The organism is Thalassolituus sp. UBA3500 (genome assembly GCF_002377545.1).
Taxonomy (GTDB): domain Bacteria; phylum Pseudomonadota; class Gammaproteobacteria; order Pseudomonadales; family Oceanobacteraceae; genus Thalassolituus.
This window is the reverse complement of sequence record NZ_DFQB01000055.1, coordinates 84,396-99,128: the sequence shown is the minus strand read 5'-3', so window position 1 is coordinate 99,128 and position 14,733 is coordinate 84,396. Positions and strand designations below refer to the sequence as shown.

Annotated in this window: 15 protein-coding genes; 2 read left to right on the top strand and 13 right to left on the bottom strand. The window is 52.5% G+C overall.

What is annotated here, in order from left to right; translation table 11 throughout:
- Nucleotides 1–16: 16 nt before the first annotated feature.
- Both B2R29_RS13500 and B2R29_RS13495 read right to left on the bottom strand, forming a co-directional pair.
- Nucleotides 17–448, bottom strand: coding sequence for an OsmC family protein (locus B2R29_RS13500; RefSeq protein WP_301181544.1), 432 nt, complete (start codon nt 446–448; stop codon nt 17–19).
- A gap of 100 nt (nt 449–548) precedes the next feature.
- Entirely contained in the window at nt 549–1,307 is a 759-nt protein-coding gene (locus B2R29_RS13495; protein WP_301181543.1) for an ElyC/SanA/YdcF family protein, read from the bottom strand.
- Nucleotides 1,308–1,399: 92 nt separating this feature from the next.
- Here B2R29_RS13495 and B2R29_RS13490 point away from each other — a divergent pair, with 92 nt between their 5' ends.
- Entirely contained in the window at nt 1,400–2,989 is a 1,590-nt protein-coding gene (locus B2R29_RS13490; protein ID WP_301181542.1) for an alkaline phosphatase D family protein, read from the top strand.
- 11 nt (nt 2,990–3,000) lie between these two features.
- Here the strand turns inward: B2R29_RS13490 and ggt are convergent, their stop codons facing one another.
- From ggt to B2R29_RS13435, 11 genes are all read right to left on the bottom strand, one after another.
- On the bottom strand, nt 3,001–4,713 hold the full coding sequence (gene ggt, locus B2R29_RS13485; RefSeq protein WP_301181541.1) for a gamma-glutamyltransferase: 1,713 nt from the start codon (nt 4,711–4,713) through the stop codon (nt 3,001–3,003).
- Between the two features lie 72 nt (nt 4,714–4,785).
- Complete coding sequence (locus B2R29_RS13480) at nt 4,786–5,043, bottom strand: YfhL family 4Fe-4S dicluster ferredoxin (protein WP_301181540.1); 258 nt, start codon at nt 5,041–5,043, stop codon at nt 4,786–4,788.
- A 52-nt stretch (nt 5,044–5,095) separates the two neighbouring features.
- Nucleotides 5,096–5,578, bottom strand: coding sequence for a pantetheine-phosphate adenylyltransferase (gene coaD / locus B2R29_RS13475; RefSeq protein ID WP_068436960.1), 483 nt, complete (start codon nt 5,576–5,578; stop codon nt 5,096–5,098).
- A 143-nt stretch (nt 5,579–5,721) separates the two neighbouring features.
- Nucleotides 5,722–6,639: an FAD:protein FMN transferase gene (locus B2R29_RS13470; RefSeq protein ID WP_301181539.1), complete on the bottom strand. Its 918-nt coding sequence runs from the start codon at nt 6,637–6,639 to the stop codon at nt 5,722–5,724.
- A gap of 151 nt (nt 6,640–6,790) precedes the next feature.
- Nucleotides 6,791–7,201 (bottom strand): TlpA family protein disulfide reductase, encoded by a 411-nt coding sequence (locus B2R29_RS13465; protein ID WP_301181538.1) that lies wholly within the window; start codon nt 7,199–7,201, stop codon nt 6,791–6,793.
- Nucleotides 7,202–7,242: 41 nt separating this feature from the next.
- A complete protein-coding gene (locus B2R29_RS13460) occupies nt 7,243–8,373 on the bottom strand; it encodes a DUF3570 domain-containing protein (protein WP_301181537.1) in 1,131 nt (376 codons plus the stop codon).
- Nucleotides 8,364–8,588, bottom strand: coding sequence for a DUF4266 domain-containing protein (locus B2R29_RS13455; RefSeq protein ID WP_301181536.1), 225 nt, complete (start codon nt 8,586–8,588; stop codon nt 8,364–8,366). Before B2R29_RS13455 ends, B2R29_RS13460 begins: the two co-directional genes overlap by 10 nt.
- 149 nt (nt 8,589–8,737) lie before the next feature.
- Complete coding sequence (locus B2R29_RS13450) at nt 8,738–10,081, bottom strand: succinylglutamate desuccinylase/aspartoacylase family protein (RefSeq protein WP_301181535.1); 1,344 nt, start codon at nt 10,079–10,081, stop codon at nt 8,738–8,740.
- Nucleotides 10,082–10,260: 179 nt separating this feature from the next.
- Nucleotides 10,261–11,883 (bottom strand): GMC family oxidoreductase, encoded by a 1,623-nt coding sequence (locus B2R29_RS13445; protein WP_301181534.1) that lies wholly within the window; start codon nt 11,881–11,883, stop codon nt 10,261–10,263.
- Between the two features lie 28 nt (nt 11,884–11,911).
- Nucleotides 11,912–12,469, bottom strand: a complete 558-nt coding sequence (locus B2R29_RS13440) for a twin-arginine translocation signal domain-containing protein (RefSeq protein ID WP_301181533.1) — start codon at nt 12,467–12,469, stop codon at nt 11,912–11,914.
- Nucleotides 12,470–12,479: 10 nt separating this feature from the next.
- Nucleotides 12,480–13,922, bottom strand: coding sequence for a coniferyl aldehyde dehydrogenase (locus B2R29_RS13435; RefSeq protein WP_301181532.1), 1,443 nt, complete (start codon nt 13,920–13,922; stop codon nt 12,480–12,482).
- Nucleotides 13,923–14,073: 151 nt separating this feature from the next.
- On the opposite strand from B2R29_RS13435, the gene B2R29_RS13430 reads away from it, so the two are divergent.
- Entirely contained in the window at nt 14,074–14,733 is a 660-nt protein-coding gene (locus B2R29_RS13430) for a TetR/AcrR family transcriptional regulator (protein ID WP_301181531.1), read from the top strand.

Here is a 14,733-nt window from a genome sequence, read left to right as displayed (position 1 = left end):
CTCACTGACACCTGAATTATTGATTCAGGATGTATTCGAGCGTGATTTCGGTATCCAGTAATTTAGAAATCGGACAGTTCGCTTTTGCTGTCTGAGCGATACGCTCAAATTCGTCACCGTCAATGTCATCCACTTGTGCCGTCAGGCTCAGGGCGGACTTCGTCACGGTGAAACCGTCACCGTCTTTATCGAGAGATACATCGGCCTCGGTTTTCAGCTGACCACTGGAGTAACCTTCTCCCTCAAGAGCAAACGACAACGCCATGGTGAAACAACTGGCGTGAGCCGCGGCGATTAATTCTTCCGGGTTGGTTCCGGGCTGATCTTCGAAGCGGGTGTTAAAACCGTATGGCTGATCTTTTAATGCACCGGACTCAGTCGATACGCTGGCTTTCGCTTTCTTGCCGAGTGAATGATAAATCGCTGACGCTTTTTTGATGATGCTCATACTGACTCCCAATAAATAGTGATACAGATTGGGAGTGGGGGGCGGGTGTTAAAGTTCCTGCTTTCTTTCTGGTGAGGTCAAACGGCCTGCATGATCGCAGTTAAAGAAAAGACTTTAACCACTGCCAGGCTCTGCCCATGGTTTCGTAAAAAGCTCGCTCGGTTTTGTAGAGGCCAGTTGCGTCCAGTCGCCAGTCACTGTGATGTTCTCCGATAAACATCGCTGGGGCGGGAATTGGGTTCAGCCCTTCGCGCTCGAAGAACACGGTCGCACGTTTTAGATGGGCTGCCTCGGTTACCAGAGCGAAACGCTTATTTCTCAATAGTGGTTCTGTCAGCGACGCTTCATTTTCAGTGTCACGTGCGGTCGGGAATGCAAATATGCGTAACGGGTCAATACCGCGGTCAATAGCCGCCTGCTGAAGAATTTCTGCATGGGGTTTTGTTGCACTGAAACCAGCGTAGCCGGTCACAATCAGAATCGCGTCGGGATTTGCGCGCAATATCCTCAGGCCTTCTGACAAACGATACATGGCTGAACTACCTAAACTCATAAACGCTGGGCTTTCTGCTGGAGCACTCTGGCTGGCGCTACCAAGTACTACCACAGCATCGACAGGTTGCTTTATATCAAACACTGGATAATGACTTTCATGGGGTGCAATTAACCGGTCAGCCACCGGATTAAATGCACTGACTGCGAGGAGTAAAAATGCGCTGAAAAATGCCAGCCGTGATTTTATCGGTGCTCGCGAAAACCACCACAAGCCGAGAAGTATACACAGCAGAGTCAGCGGCACTGGCATCAGTGTCATGCCGACCAGTTTTTTTAGAATAAACGTAATGCTCTGAGATTCCATCGACGGCTCTTATCGGGTCTGACTATAGGGCTTCATGTAGCTGACATCTTTGCACTTCAGTATACCGGGCTGATTTTCAAGGAGTAGTCATTATGTCTGTCACGCGTCGCACATTTCTGCGTACAGGTACCGCGAGCATTGCCAGCGTCAGTGTTGCACCGGGCGCACTGGCCATGAGCCAGGTACCTGCGGAGCCAGAACTTCCAGCCGCGGGTTTCTTTAACTATGGCGTTGCCAGCGGAGATCCTACGGCAGATTCTGTTTTACTCTGGAGTCATTTTTCTCCCGTTAGTGCGATGGATGTTGATGTGATCTGGCAGGTCGCTGCTGACGATAGCTTTTCTGACATTGTTGCCAGTGGCGTCGAGCGCACAGGCGCATTCCGTGACTACACCGTCAAAGCAGATGTGACAGGGTTAATGCCTGGCACAACGTACTTCTACCGTTTCCTGGCGATGGGAGAGACATCGCCCATTGGTCGTACTCGCACTGCTGATAGTGGCAGCCCGGATGCGGCGCGCTTTGCTGTCGTCTCCTGCTCCAGTTATCCGCACGGGTATTTCAATGTCTATCGGGTGTTAGCTGAGCGCGCTGATCTCAATGCCGTCGTTCATCTGGGGGACTATATTTACGAGTACGGTCAGGACGAATACGGAGATGACAGTCTGCGCAACGAGCGCGCACTGGCTCCGGCGCACGAAACGATCTCACTTGATGACTATCGTCGCCGCCACGCACTGTACAAACTGGACCCGGACCTTGCGGCAGTGCATCAGCAACACCCGTTTATCTGTGTCTGGGACGACCATGAGTTCACAGACAACGCCTGGCAAGATGGAGCATCTAATCACGATGATTCTGAGGGCGACTGGTCAGCGCGTAAAGTGGCCGCAAAACAAGCGTACTTTGAATGGATGCCGGTGAGAGAAAACCGCTTCGGTAGTATTTATCGCCGCATTCAGTATGGTGACTTACTCGATTTGTTAATGCTGGACACCCGCGTCGAGGGGCGCGACGAACAACCTTCTGGCTCGGGTAAGCAGCAGACGGCAATGGATGAAAACCGCTCGCTGCTCGGTTTTGAGCAGGAAGCCTGGCTGCGCGATCAACTGGTCAGTAGCTCTGCACAGTGGAAGATACTTGGACAGCAGGTGATTATGGCTCAGCGCTATTATTTAAACCTCGAAAATCTTCTTGGCAGCGGTGCGGCGGCGTCTTTCTGGCTCGATAGCTGGGATGGCTACGCAGCGACACGAAATCGCCTGCTAGATGTTGTGCGCAGTCAGAATGTAAAAAACATGGTGGTGTTGACTGGCGATCTTCATGCATCTTTTGCCGCTGATATCTGTGACGATCCATATAGCTGGAGCAACTACAACCGCTATACCGGAGAGGGGTCTCTGGCCGTTGAGTTTGTTACGCCGTCAGTGACCTCGCCTGGCTTCCCAAGGATTATTGCCAATAGCGCTGAGAACACCATCATGGCCGGCAGTCCGCATATTAAATACGCAGAAGTGCAGACCCACGGTTTTATTCTGTTAACGGTGGATCGCACTAAAGTGCAGTCAGACTGGTATTACGTCCCCACAGTGACTGAGCGCAGTAAAGTCGTTGAATGCGGCATCAGTTATGCCTGCGAAGACGGTCAGGGCCGGTTGATGCGGGTGTATCAACCGGCCTGAATTTACCAGGACTACTGGCTGATCACTTTCGCGCTGCCGATGCCGCGCGGGTCTGAAGCGGCGGTGACTTCGCCGCTTTTCTTATCGATCAGGATCGCCTGCATATTGCCGTATTCACGGCCGACATCCCGGAAAGTATGACCGCGTGCCTTGAGCTCGGTCATCGCTTTATCCGAGATCACGCCCGGTTCGTGCTGAATGACATCGGGCAGGTACTGATGATGAATGCGCGGCCGTGCGACCCAGCTTTCGACAGGTTTCTCTTGTAGATATTCCAGCGCACCGAGAAAGACCATGCTGATAATACGGCTGCCACCCGGGGTGCCTAAGACGGCAATGCTGTCTTCAGATTCCAGCATCGAAGGCGACATGGACGACAGTGGGCGCTTACCCGGAGCAATCGCATTCGCCTCATTGCCAACCAGACCATAGGCATTAGGTTCGCCCGGTTTGGCAGAAAAATCATCCATCTCGTTATTCAGCAAAACGCCCGTACCCGGAATCGTGTAGGCAGAACCAAATGGCAGGTTAATACTCAGGGTTGCCGAGACACGGTTACCCTCAGAATCGACAACCGACAGGTGCGTCGTGTGGAAGCCTTCCTGAATATTTTTCGGGCCATTCAGGTCGGCGCTTGGCGTCGCCTGATTCATATCGATACTGGCTGCCCATTCTGAATTGCGTTCATCACTGATGAGTTTGCTCATCGGGACATCGACAAAGTCCGGGTCACCGAGGAATTCAGCACGATCTCGATATGCACGGCGCATGACTTCGGCCAGCAGGTGAATCTGGTCGGCTTCATTCATGTTCTGCCAGTCAAACGGCTCCAGCATTTTCAGCATCTGCGCAATCGCGATACCGCCAGAAGAGGGCGGTGGTGCACTGATCAACTGAGTGTCACCCAACGTCACTTTGACTGGCTCACGCTCTTTCACTTCGTATGAGGCGAGGTCGTTCAGAGTCCAGTCGCCGCCTGCTTTATTGATCTCGTCGACCATGGTCACCGCCAGTGGGCCGCGGTAGAAGCCATCAAAACCCAGGTTGGCGATGCTACTGAGGGTATTTGCAAGATCAGGCTGCTTGAGCGTGAAACCGACCTCTGGAATACGGCCGTCATCAAGAAAAACAGAGGCACTGGATGGGTAGCGCTGAACAGCATCAAGCCGGTAGCCCATCAGCTTCTGATAATGTGGATCGACAGGAAACCCTTCACTTGCCTGCGCGATGGCGTCAGCCAGCGAGCGTGTGAGTGGCAACTTACCGTAGTGTTCAGCAATATAAGCGAATGCGGCAGGTTGTCCGGGGATGCCCCCTGCGGTTGCACCGTTCACCGCTTTGTCTCGGTCGACGTTTCCGGTTTCATCCAGATAGTAATCCCGGTGAAAAGACTGAGGAGCCGTCTCGCGGGCATCAATAAAACGGTATTGTTTCTCGTCTGCATCGTACAGAAGCCAGAAGCCCCCTCCGCCAATGCCTGCACTGTATGGCTCGACAACCCCCAGGCTGGCTGCGACTGCGATGGCTGCATCAAAGGCATTACCGCCTTCGGCCAGAATTTCAAGACCGGCATCTGTGGCCAGAGGGTGAGCACTTGCTACGGCCACTGTGCCAGAGAATGATTCAGGCTGAGTATCGTTCTGAGCACAGCCAGTAATGGCAGTAGAAAAAGTGACAATGAGAGCGCTGGTGGCGAAAACTCCAGCAAGCCAGGTGCGGCGCATAAAAAAGCCTCCGGTGACAGGAGGCTCTAGTGTCTTACTCGCAGGCGCCGGGTGCAACCAGCGCATGAGAAATCAGGCGATTTTCTTACCCGTCAGGCGCTCGTATTTTGCTTCGAGCTCGTCCTGGGTTTCCATGTTGTCTTCATCCTGTGGGATGCAGTCGACCGGGCATACGAGCTGGCACTGAGGCTCGTCGTAGTGACCTACACACTCGGTGCATTTTGCCGGGTCGATTTCGTAAATTTCTTCTCCCGGAGTGATCGCTTCGTTCGGACACTCTGGCTCACATACATCACAGTTGATGCACTCATCAGTAATTATCAAGGCCATGATTAACCTCCATCAGGGAATACGGTTCAGGAAACACGGTTACTGAACCGTATTATGCCTCAGTCTGGTATTTTTTCAGAGTATTAGCGACGGTTGGATGAACCAGTGTACTGATATCACCTCCCAGAGCTGACACCTCACGCACGATCGTCGACGACACATAGGAGTATTGCTCTGCGGGTGTCAGAAACAGGCTTTCAACATTCGGTGCCAGTACGCGATTCATATTGGCGAGCTGAAACTCGTACTCGAAGTCAGACACCGCACGCAGCCCGCGCAGAATGATGTTACCGCGCTTTTCTTTAACGAAGTCTGCTAGCAGATTGCTGAACCCGACAACCTCAACGTTATGCAGGTGGCCCAGTACGCTCTGAGCCAGGTCTACGCGCGTTTCGAGATCCAGCAGGGGGCGCTTCTTTGGGCTTGCAGCAACGGCGACGATGATGTGATCAAACATGCGGGCTGCGCGTTCGATCAAATCGGTGTGACCGTTGGTGATAGGGTCAAAAGTGCCCGGGTATACAACTGTATTCATAAAATCAGCCTTATGGGTGATATCTGCGCGAATAGTAATAGATGGGTGGGGTCGGGGCAAATGGCAGGACACGTCACATCATGCTGCTTGATGTTCATCTACCTCCCTTCCGAGAGTGAGCATTTTTAGATAAGGCGCACGAGTCAGGGAGATAGGTGCGGCAGCGTACTGACGATCTGTCCGCGCTTGTCGATGATCAGCACCTCGGTCTCTGGCATATTTTCTATCAGCGTGATGCCTTTCTCTGGGCCCAGGACAAATACGGCGGTCGCGAGCGCATCAGCCAGGTAGGCTCGGGAGGTCAGCACGGTAACACTGCGGCTCATATCCGCAGGGTACCCGGTATCCGGGTCGATAATATGGTGATAGCGAATGCCGCCCTTTTCGAAATAGCGCTCGTAGTCGCCCGAGGTTGCTATGGCACCGTTAGCGACAGGCAGTAAGGCGATCAGGCTTTCTGTTTCGTCCGGGTGTTGTATGCCGACTTTCCAGCGCTTGGTACTGTCTTTCGTGCTGTTTTTAGAAACGCCACCGGAACTGGCATACAAATCCCCGCCCGCGTTGATATAGAACACATCAAAACCAGAGTTACGAATAATCTGAACGGCACGATCAATAGCATAGCCTTTGGCAATGCCGCCGAGGCCAATCTGGGTTTCTGCCTTCGTCAGAAAAACAGTCTGTTTTTCTTCATCTAAGATGATGTGCTGATAATTAATAGCCATAACCGCGCTTTGCAGAGTGGCGGCGTCAGGAATAGTCTGTGCGCGGAAATCCCAGAGTTTGCCTGCGCTTTTGAAAGTAATATCGAATTTGCCGTCACTAAGCTCCGAGATGCGCAGCGCTTCTGCAATTAAGCGGAAAACCTCAGGTGATACCTCGATGGCTTTAACGCCCGCCGCCTTATTAATTGCACTGATTTCGCTGCCAGGCTCCCATTCGGAGAATACCTGGGTTACGCGTTTGATTTCATCAATGGCGCTGTCTATTGCTGCATTAGCCATCGCAGAAGAGTGGTTATCTTTGGTCATAAGAATCTGAAAATCGACCGTAGTGGTCATCAGGCTGGTGGACCTGTTGACCGAAGGCGTTGCGTGATTTTCTGCAGTGCCGCTGATGCGTTCAGCGGCATCTAACGGGTTAATAAAGAGGCTTAGGCCAACCAGTAAAATACATTTGGCGCGGAGTTTTCTGAGCGCAAAGACCACGGAATTATTGCTCTGCCGAAAGAGTGTCGAGAGCGGCTTTAAATTCGTCGTCAGTCCGTCGACCGCGATAAATCGCATCTCCTTTGCTGTTGAGCACAATCAGAGTCGGCGTGCCCCGTACTTTGAACTGATCTCCGATGACCAGGTCTGGGTCACTCAGTGATAACCAGGGGAGGGCGCGCTCTAGTTCTACCAGACGACCATCTTCGGGATTTTTATTCACATTAAGACCGAGCCAGGTGAATTCCGGGTGGTCTTTTAATTCTTCCTTGAGGTGCGGGATTTCTTCCATACAGTAGCCACACCATGAGGCCCAGACGATTAAAACGACCGGCTTTTCTGGCTGATTAAAATCTATGTTGTAGGTTTCGTTGTTCAGCGTGGTGTAGTTTCCTGCGAAGGAAATATTTGACATTAAAAGTGCTGAAAAAAGTAAAAATAATACTGATGCTAATTTCATAGTGGGGTGTACCAACCTAAGGTAAGCCAGTAAAAATTCAGATCATCTGAACGATGATAAACATTAAAGCCAATATCGTAGTTTGACGGCGCTTGGGTGAACCAGCCCGCTTTCCGATACGATAAATTTAAGCCAATACTGTGACCATCGAAATCTCCGAGATCGGAGTCACTGGTTTGATACGCTTGTGGCGCCGTAAACTGCTCGGAAAAATATTCCGTGGCCGTTTGTGTGTAAAACCGGTAGCTCGGCTCCAGTGTTAGTTGGCCGTCGTTTAAACGATAAAAATAGCGAGCTTCGACTGCCTGGCCATCAAGCTCCCAGCTATCCTGATAATGACTCAAGCCTAACTGAACCGAGTCTTCGCCTATGGCGTGTTTATAACGCACTGATACAGTATTGCGGATACGTTCGTCAGGGAGCAGCTCAAAGCCACGTTCACCATTGTCGAACAGCACCGAATTAAAGGATGTTGCCAGCATGCCGCGCTGGCGACTGTAGATCCAGGATAGATTGACCAGAGACATGGGCGACACCGTTTGGGTCAGGCTGAAGGCTGCAGTGGCTGTATCGCGTGGCTCATCGGTTTCTTTACTGCCGTCGTAGCGGATCATGCGAACCGTATCGTCATAGAACTGGAAATCGGCACTGACTTGTGTCGATTCTTCGTTCAGAGACTGGGAGACTCCGAAACCATAGCCAGTACTGCGATAGGCAAACTCCTGTCCGTAGCTGGTATGAAGAGTAAAGCCGGTACGATTGTCGCTGCGGTACTTCCAGCGCCCTTCAAGATTAAAACGCCCAGGGTTGTAGCCCGTCGCGCCAGAGACAGTTTCTGCCTTATCGCGGGCATCATCGTAGGAGGCTGCGGTGACCAGGTCACCGACGGCTTTAAAGCTGGCGGCGTTATTTTCATTGAGGCGTTGTTGAAACAGCAGTATGCCCTCGTAGATGGTCGCATCTTCTTCGATGGTCGGGTTGCCTCCCGGGCCGCCGTCGTCTTCCTGCTGGTAAACGATGCCGCGCGCGGCAAAAATGCTATCAAGCTCATCCGTCGTAGGCGCAGCCGCATGAGTCATTGAGTTGATCATCAGGAAGGCGGCCAGGCCAAGCAGTCTCAGTAGCATCCGCAACCTCCACCACCGCCGCCAGTAAATACACCGGATGCACCTTCTCGTGCGCTGTAGACATCGGCTTCGATTTCACTCTTCAGTGGTGTGCTATCAAAGGCCATATCGGGCTGCGAAAGTCGTTCACGCTCATTGAAGCGCACTGGCGTGCAGGCTGATGCGGATACAACTATAAAAGCCAGAATTCCGCAGCCTAGGTATTTTCTATTCATGCTGTACTTACCTGATCTGCAATGCAGGTATAGTAACAGCTATTGAAGGACGCTTTATGACAGTCTCGTCATATTGAAAAAGGACATTTCGTTACTGTGTGTTCAGATTTTGCTTAACGATTCCAGCTGCTCGTATTACGCGTCAGTGATCACTCAGCATTCTCAGAGCCGCTTTCTGAGTCACTTATGGAATCGCCGGTCTTTTTAACGCGCGCCTCGGTGTCCTCTGGGGTGGGCGTTGATTCCGGATCATCGGGCGGCGACTCAGTTGGCCCTGATTCCTGATTTTCTTCTTTCAGCTCTTCCTGCGCTTCTTCTTTAGCCTCTTCCGGAGTCTTAGCCTCGCCGATGTGATAGGCCGCAAAACCCGTCTGTACGACCTGATTGAAGGCCATGCCGATAATTTTTCCAGATAAGGGCGAGACGATATCACTGCCAGTATTGGATACCGGATCGACAACGCGCCCCAGAATATCGCCGGCTCGCACGTTGTCGCCCAGTTCTACATCCGACATGAGTATTCCGCCCTGATCAGAGCGTACCCACTCAGAGTGATAAAACACGGGCTGAGGCGTTCCCCAGAAGCGAACGGTGGGTTGGATATCAAGATTCTGTAACAAGGTCTCAAGTGCCTTTACGCCGCCATCGACTGAGCTTTCATCAAGGCTGTTTGGTCCGCCGGATTCCAGAGTGATTGCCGGAATACCGAGATCGGTTGCCGCTCGGCGAAGTGTGCCTTCACTACCGCGACCATGCAGCACGGTGATGCCACCTAAGTGGCGACTGAACTCAAAGACAGTTTCATTACTGAGGTCAGCACGGATCTGCGGAAGGTTGGTACGCTTTAATGAGCCTGTATGAAGGTCGACGAGAAAGTCGCAATTACCGCGGATGATCTTATTGAAAAAGGAGTAAGCGATACGCGAGGCCGCGCTACCGTTCTCGCTCCCCGGAAAGTAACGGTTCAGGTCCCGGCGGTCAGAAAGATAGCGACTGGCACGACGAAAACCATCCAGATTAACGATCGGCACGCCAATGACAGTTCCGTTCATTTTTACCGGTTCCAGCTGGTACATCAGGCGCCGCACCATTTCGATACCGTTCAGTTCATCGCCATGTATCGCGGCGGTCAGGCAGACTTTAGGGCCTGGGTTTTTCCCATGAGCAACAAGTACCGGTACAGGCGTGTCGATACTGGCAAACGACTGGCCGGGGCTCCAGTACAAGGTCTGAAACTGGCCGGGGGGAATACTGGCATTGAGGAGTGGAAGATTGTCGACCGTAGGCGTCGTTTCGGCATCTTGCTCCGTTCCGGGTAACTTAGCCTCAGGTTCGGCTGCTGCAGTTTCCGGCAAGGTGGACTCTTCCTGTTGGGCGCTGGAGGGCTGGCTCTTTGAAACGACTGCAAATGCAGTCGGAGTCAGGGTGCTGAAAGCGGTAAGCAGAGCGGAGTACAGCACAATTGAGAAATACGATTTCTCAGCAGAAAACATAACGACAACTCAGTTTGTTGAATGTTCTGAGTCTAGACCATGCTGTCTGGATAAGGTTCGGTCGTTGCGGATATTTTCGAATTGCCCAGAACGGAAGAAAAAGCCATAAATAAAAAGAGCGGCTGAGCCGCTCCTTCTGTTACTGGTTATCACGTGTGAACGGGTGTCACAGCAACCTGTTATGCGCCGGCTTTAATCTTCGCCGCCAGCTGGTTAGCAAACTTACAGGCAAAGCCGTACACCGACAGCTGCGGGTTAGCACCAATACTGGTTGGGAACACAGAACCGTCGATAACGTACAGGTTGTCGAGGTAGTGGTATTTACCGTTACTGTCGACAACACATTTATCGAGGTCTTCACCCATGGCCATACCGCCCATAACGTGCGCACTTCCCACGGTAAATGCATTTGAGCGGTTATCAAGGTTATTGATGCCGTCGCGCGCTTCTTCAACCGTTTCGTACCATGGAGCATCCAGGTGTGACGGGCGAACGCGCTTGGCGCCTGCAGCAAACTGGATTTCGGCCATTGAGATCATGGCGCGTTGGAATGCATCCCAGATGTAGTCGTTAACCGGGTAGTCAACAACCGGCGAGCCATCGCTGGCCAGCTCAATGCTTGCGCCCGGGCTTTCTTCGTCAAAGCCGTCACGGATCAGTGCCAGCAACAGGTTGGTGTTCGGCAGGTTGCCCATGTCTTCATAGTGGCGGCCACCGTGGCCCATGAACAGAACGGCAGCAAGTCCTGGATGCAGAGGTGTTGCCTCAAGCTTATAGCCCGCCGGACCTGTCACGTTCAGCCACTGATAATGGTCACTGTAGATCGACTGCGGCGCACCGTAGTAGGGATCAATCAGCTCATCGAACTGGGCGAAGTTAAATGCCACCGGGTGGAAGAAGGTACGTTTACCGACGCGCTTCTTCGGATCTGGTGCATCCGAGCGTAACAGCAGAGCAGGGCCGTTGATACCACCACAGGACATCACGACGTGAGGTGCTTTCACCGAAAACATATTGCCGTTCGGTTTGTAGTCGCTGTTCAGGGCCGTCACTTCAACGCCCAGTACTTTCTCGCCTTCAATGATCAGGCGCTCGGCACGCGCATTATAAATAAGGCCTGATTGCTTATTCAGTGCACCCGGAATGGTGGTGACCAGCATGGACTGTTTTGCATTGGTCGGACACCCGGTACCGCAGTAACCCAGATTCCAGCAGCCCGATACGTTCCGGGGAATGACATGCCATTCGAGGTTCAGCGCTTCTGCACCACGACTCAGGACGGCGTTGTTCGGGTTAGGGGGTACTGGCCAAGGCGCAATCTGCAGACGTTCTTCCATGCGTTCAAACCATGGAGTCATCTCTTCTTTACTGGCGCCTTCAAGTTTGAATTCATTCGCCCAGTGTTCGAGTGTCTGTTCTGGCGTATGAAAGCTTGAAGTCCAGTTGATGACTGTTGTACCACCGACGCAGCGACCTTGAAGGATCGACATTGAGCCGTCTTTGCTCATACGCCCGGCGCTTTCCTGATAGAGGTCGTGATAGGCTTCACGCTCATCCATCTTAAAATCATTGGTGCTTTTCAGCGGGCCTTCTTCCAGCATCAGTACATTGAGGCCGGCTTCCGCAAGAATTTCTGCGGTAGTACCACCGCCTGCACCGGTACCAATAATGACGACATCAGCAGTAATGACGCCGCCATCAGCAACATCGGCTGCATCCTGAACGTTCCAGCCGCTTGCGATACCCTCCAGAATCGGATCAGGGATACCCGCAACCATTGGAATGTGTGGTGTACGTTTCATCGTGTTCTCTCTATCGGATTCTGTCGTGTTATTCGCCAGTGGCAGGGTATGGGTAAGGCACTTTCACTGGTGGTCCCGGGTAGCCGCTGAGTGCATAGTTTTCTGGTTGCGAATACCAGCAAATGGTAATCAGCTTACAGAGCCCCTGATAACCCATGCGCTTGATCGGCAGCCAGGAATCACGCCAGCTTTCAAGAAATGCCTCGGCTTCTTCAACGGTGGCTTCCTGCCATGGGTGCAAAGGTGCGCCTACAGCAACACGAGTGACCGGCGAACCCATCAGGTCGAAGGCCATCTGCAACTGGCTCAGAGCGTGCCCCTGAAGGGTCGTCATCAGGCTATCCAGAGACTCCAGCAGGCGCTGGCGGGCATCTTTGCCCAGCGCACCGGGATAACCTTTAGTAGTCAGAACAGCGGGTGCCAGAGCGCCCAGAAAGTAGACATCCACTTCACGCAGTGTCTTAAACCCCTCGGCTGGGGTCTGCTGTGCCGAGCAGCCAGTTAACATGGCTGCTCCTGAACCGATTGTCAGTGCAGCGGTGCCCATGGCGCCAAGCTGCAGAAATCCACGGCGGGATGTTTTCATTCTTTTCCCCTTACCGGATGAAGAGTTTATAAACCAGATTGTGCAGACGCGTGCCATACGGTGGATAGATCACTTTACCGCTGTTGATCCGCCCTTTGCGATGCACTGCTTTCGCCTTAGATAACGTTACGAAGCCTTCTTTACCATGATAATGGCCCATGCCTGATGGTCCAATACCCCCAAAAGGCATGTCATCCTGCGCGATATGCATCAGGGTGTCATTGACTGCAACGCCACCGGCGTGGGTCTGCTCAAGCACTTTCTTTTCAATATCGCGATTATAACTGAACAGGTAGAGTGCGAGAGGTCGGTCCCGGTCAGTGATGTAGGCCAAAGCATCGTCGAAACTGCGGTATGTGACGATCGGCAGGATAGGACCGAATAATTCTTCCTGCATTACCGTCATCTCGTCGGTACCGTTTTCGATGAGGTGTGGCGGCATCTTCCGGCAGTCAGAGAAGTTTTCGTCGCCGGGGTTTATCTGAGTTATCTTTGCGCCTTTTTCATCGGCGTCTTTTAACCAGGAAAATAAGCGCTGATACTGGCGGTCATTAATGATGGATGTGTAGTCATCATTATCTTTCATCGTCGGGTACATTTTTGTGAACGCCTGGTGGTAGCGTCCAATGAATTCTTTTTCGCGACCTTCGGGTACCAGCACATAATCCGGTGCGATGCAGGTCTGGCCGGCATTCAGTGACTTGCCGAAGCAGATACGTTCAGCAGCGTGCTCCAGGTTCGCATCAGGGGCAATCAGGGCCGGTGATTTTCCGCCCAGCTCCAGTGTGACTGGCGTGAGATTCTTTGCGGCCGCGGACATGACGTGCTTACCGACGGCGGTAGAACCGGTAAATATCAGGTGATTCCACGGCACCTCGGAGAAGGCGCTGGAGACATCGATCTCACCTTCAATGATGGCCACTTCGGTTTCGTCGAACACAGACGCCAGCATGTCTTTCAGAGCGCGGTTAGTCGCGGGGGTAAACTCCGACATCTTGATCATGGCACGGTTGCCCGCAGCGAGTGCCGTAGCAATCGGTACAAGGGCCAGCTGAATGGGGTAGTTCCAGGGCACCATAATACCGATGACCCCCAGAGGCTGGTAGACGACTTCATTCGACGCCGGTGCAAACAGCATATTTACATGACGACCGGACGGACGCATCCATTTGCGTACGTTTTTAATCATGTAGTTGAGTGCCTGCACCGTCGTCATGATTTCTGCAATCAAGGTGTCCCCTTCAGCCCGGCAACTGAAGTCTTCATTCACGGCTTTGACCAGTGAGTCCTGTTGCTGAATCAGGGCGGCTTTCAGTTTCCGTAAGTTCCCGACCCGGACGGCGGCATCCGGCATAGGAGCTGCGCGGAATTCTTCCAGTTGCTGGTGGTGCAAGGCATGAAGTCGCTCGATCTCCTGAGCGGGTGTATGCAGGGTAGAAACTGTGGCAACCATGGGTGCCTCCGGGTGGTTAACAAATAAACAGACCCCATTATTAGAGTTATTACTCTAATTCGTCAAGGGGTGTCTCGCATAGACAAGAAGATTGTCCGTATATACCTTTAAACAGGTTAAAATAGAGACATGATTTTTCAGGAGTGATGGTATGGGCACCCGCGAGCGCATCATTGATGCGGCCTTACAGATGTTTAACGAAAACGGAGAGCGGGCCGTAACGACGAACCATATTGCCTCGAAGCTCGGTATTTCGCCGGGTAATCTCTATTATCATTTCCGTAACAAGCAGGCGATCATCGCCAATCTGTTTGATCGCTATGAACAGCGGGTTCTGGATATTCTGGCACTCCCCGAAGGACGCGTGATCGAAACTCAGGACAAGCTACGTTACCTGACGGACGTCTTTAATGAACTCTGGGCGTACCGTTTCATGCACCGGGATATGGAGCATCTGCTGAGCGCAGACCCGGAGCTACATCAGCGGTATCGTGAGTTTTTCAGTCATTGCCTGAGGCAGATTGAAAAGATTTTTCTGGCGCTCAGCAGCGCCGGAATTCTGTCTGCTGATGAACAGGACTGTCAGGACCTGGCGTTAAGCACCTGGATCGTTGTGACTTCGTGGTTTTCGTTTCTTCAGTGCAACCTGTTGTCGGGGGATGAGAGTGTGATCACGCAGGATATGTTGCAAGGCGGCATCTATCAGGTGTTCAGTCTTGAGCGACCGTATCTGACTCCTGAGCATAAGGATGACGTTCTGGCATTGCAGAGAGCCTTTATTCCCCGCCCTGACTGGATGCAACGCCGGTGA

What these genes read in the sequence shown, in the direction of transcription:
- B2R29_RS13500 (WP_301181544.1), bottom strand. Translation starts at nt 448, where the DNA reads ATGAGCATCATCAAAAAAGCGTCAGCGATTTATCATTCACTCGGCAAG.
- B2R29_RS13495 (WP_301181543.1), bottom strand. Translation starts at nt 1,307, where the DNA reads ATGGAATCTCAGAGCATTACGTTTATTCTAAAAAAACTGGTCGGCATG.
- B2R29_RS13490 (WP_301181542.1), top strand. Translation starts at nt 1,400, where the DNA reads ATGTCTGTCACGCGTCGCACATTTCTGCGTACAGGTACCGCGAGCATT.
- ggt (WP_301181541.1), bottom strand. Translation starts at nt 4,713, where the DNA reads ATGCGCCGCACCTGGCTTGCTGGAGTTTTCGCCACCAGCGCTCTCATT.
- B2R29_RS13480 (WP_301181540.1), bottom strand. Translation starts at nt 5,043, where the DNA reads ATGGCCTTGATAATTACTGATGAGTGCATCAACTGTGATGTATGTGAG.
- coaD (WP_068436960.1), bottom strand. Translation starts at nt 5,578, where the DNA reads ATGAATACAGTTGTATACCCGGGCACTTTTGACCCTATCACCAACGGT.
- B2R29_RS13470 (WP_301181539.1), bottom strand. Translation starts at nt 6,639, where the DNA reads ATGACCACTACGGTCGATTTTCAGATTCTTATGACCAAAGATAACCAC.
- B2R29_RS13465 (WP_301181538.1), bottom strand. Translation starts at nt 7,201, where the DNA reads ATGTCAAATATTTCCTTCGCAGGAAACTACACCACGCTGAACAACGAA.
- B2R29_RS13460 (WP_301181537.1), bottom strand. Translation starts at nt 8,373, where the DNA reads ATGCTACTGAGACTGCTTGGCCTGGCCGCCTTCCTGATGATCAACTCA.
- B2R29_RS13455 (WP_301181536.1), bottom strand. Translation starts at nt 8,588, where the DNA reads ATGAATAGAAAATACCTAGGCTGCGGAATTCTGGCTTTTATAGTTGTA.
- B2R29_RS13450 (WP_301181535.1), bottom strand. Translation starts at nt 10,081, where the DNA reads ATGTTTTCTGCTGAGAAATCGTATTTCTCAATTGTGCTGTACTCCGCT.
- B2R29_RS13445 (WP_301181534.1), bottom strand. Translation starts at nt 11,883, where the DNA reads ATGAAACGTACACCACACATTCCAATGGTTGCGGGTATCCCTGATCCG.
- B2R29_RS13440 (WP_301181533.1), bottom strand. Translation starts at nt 12,469, where the DNA reads ATGAAAACATCCCGCCGTGGATTTCTGCAGCTTGGCGCCATGGGCACC.
- B2R29_RS13435 (WP_301181532.1), bottom strand. Translation starts at nt 13,922, where the DNA reads ATGGTTGCCACAGTTTCTACCCTGCATACACCCGCTCAGGAGATCGAG.
- B2R29_RS13430 (WP_301181531.1), top strand. Translation starts at nt 14,074, where the DNA reads ATGGGCACCCGCGAGCGCATCATTGATGCGGCCTTACAGATGTTTAAC.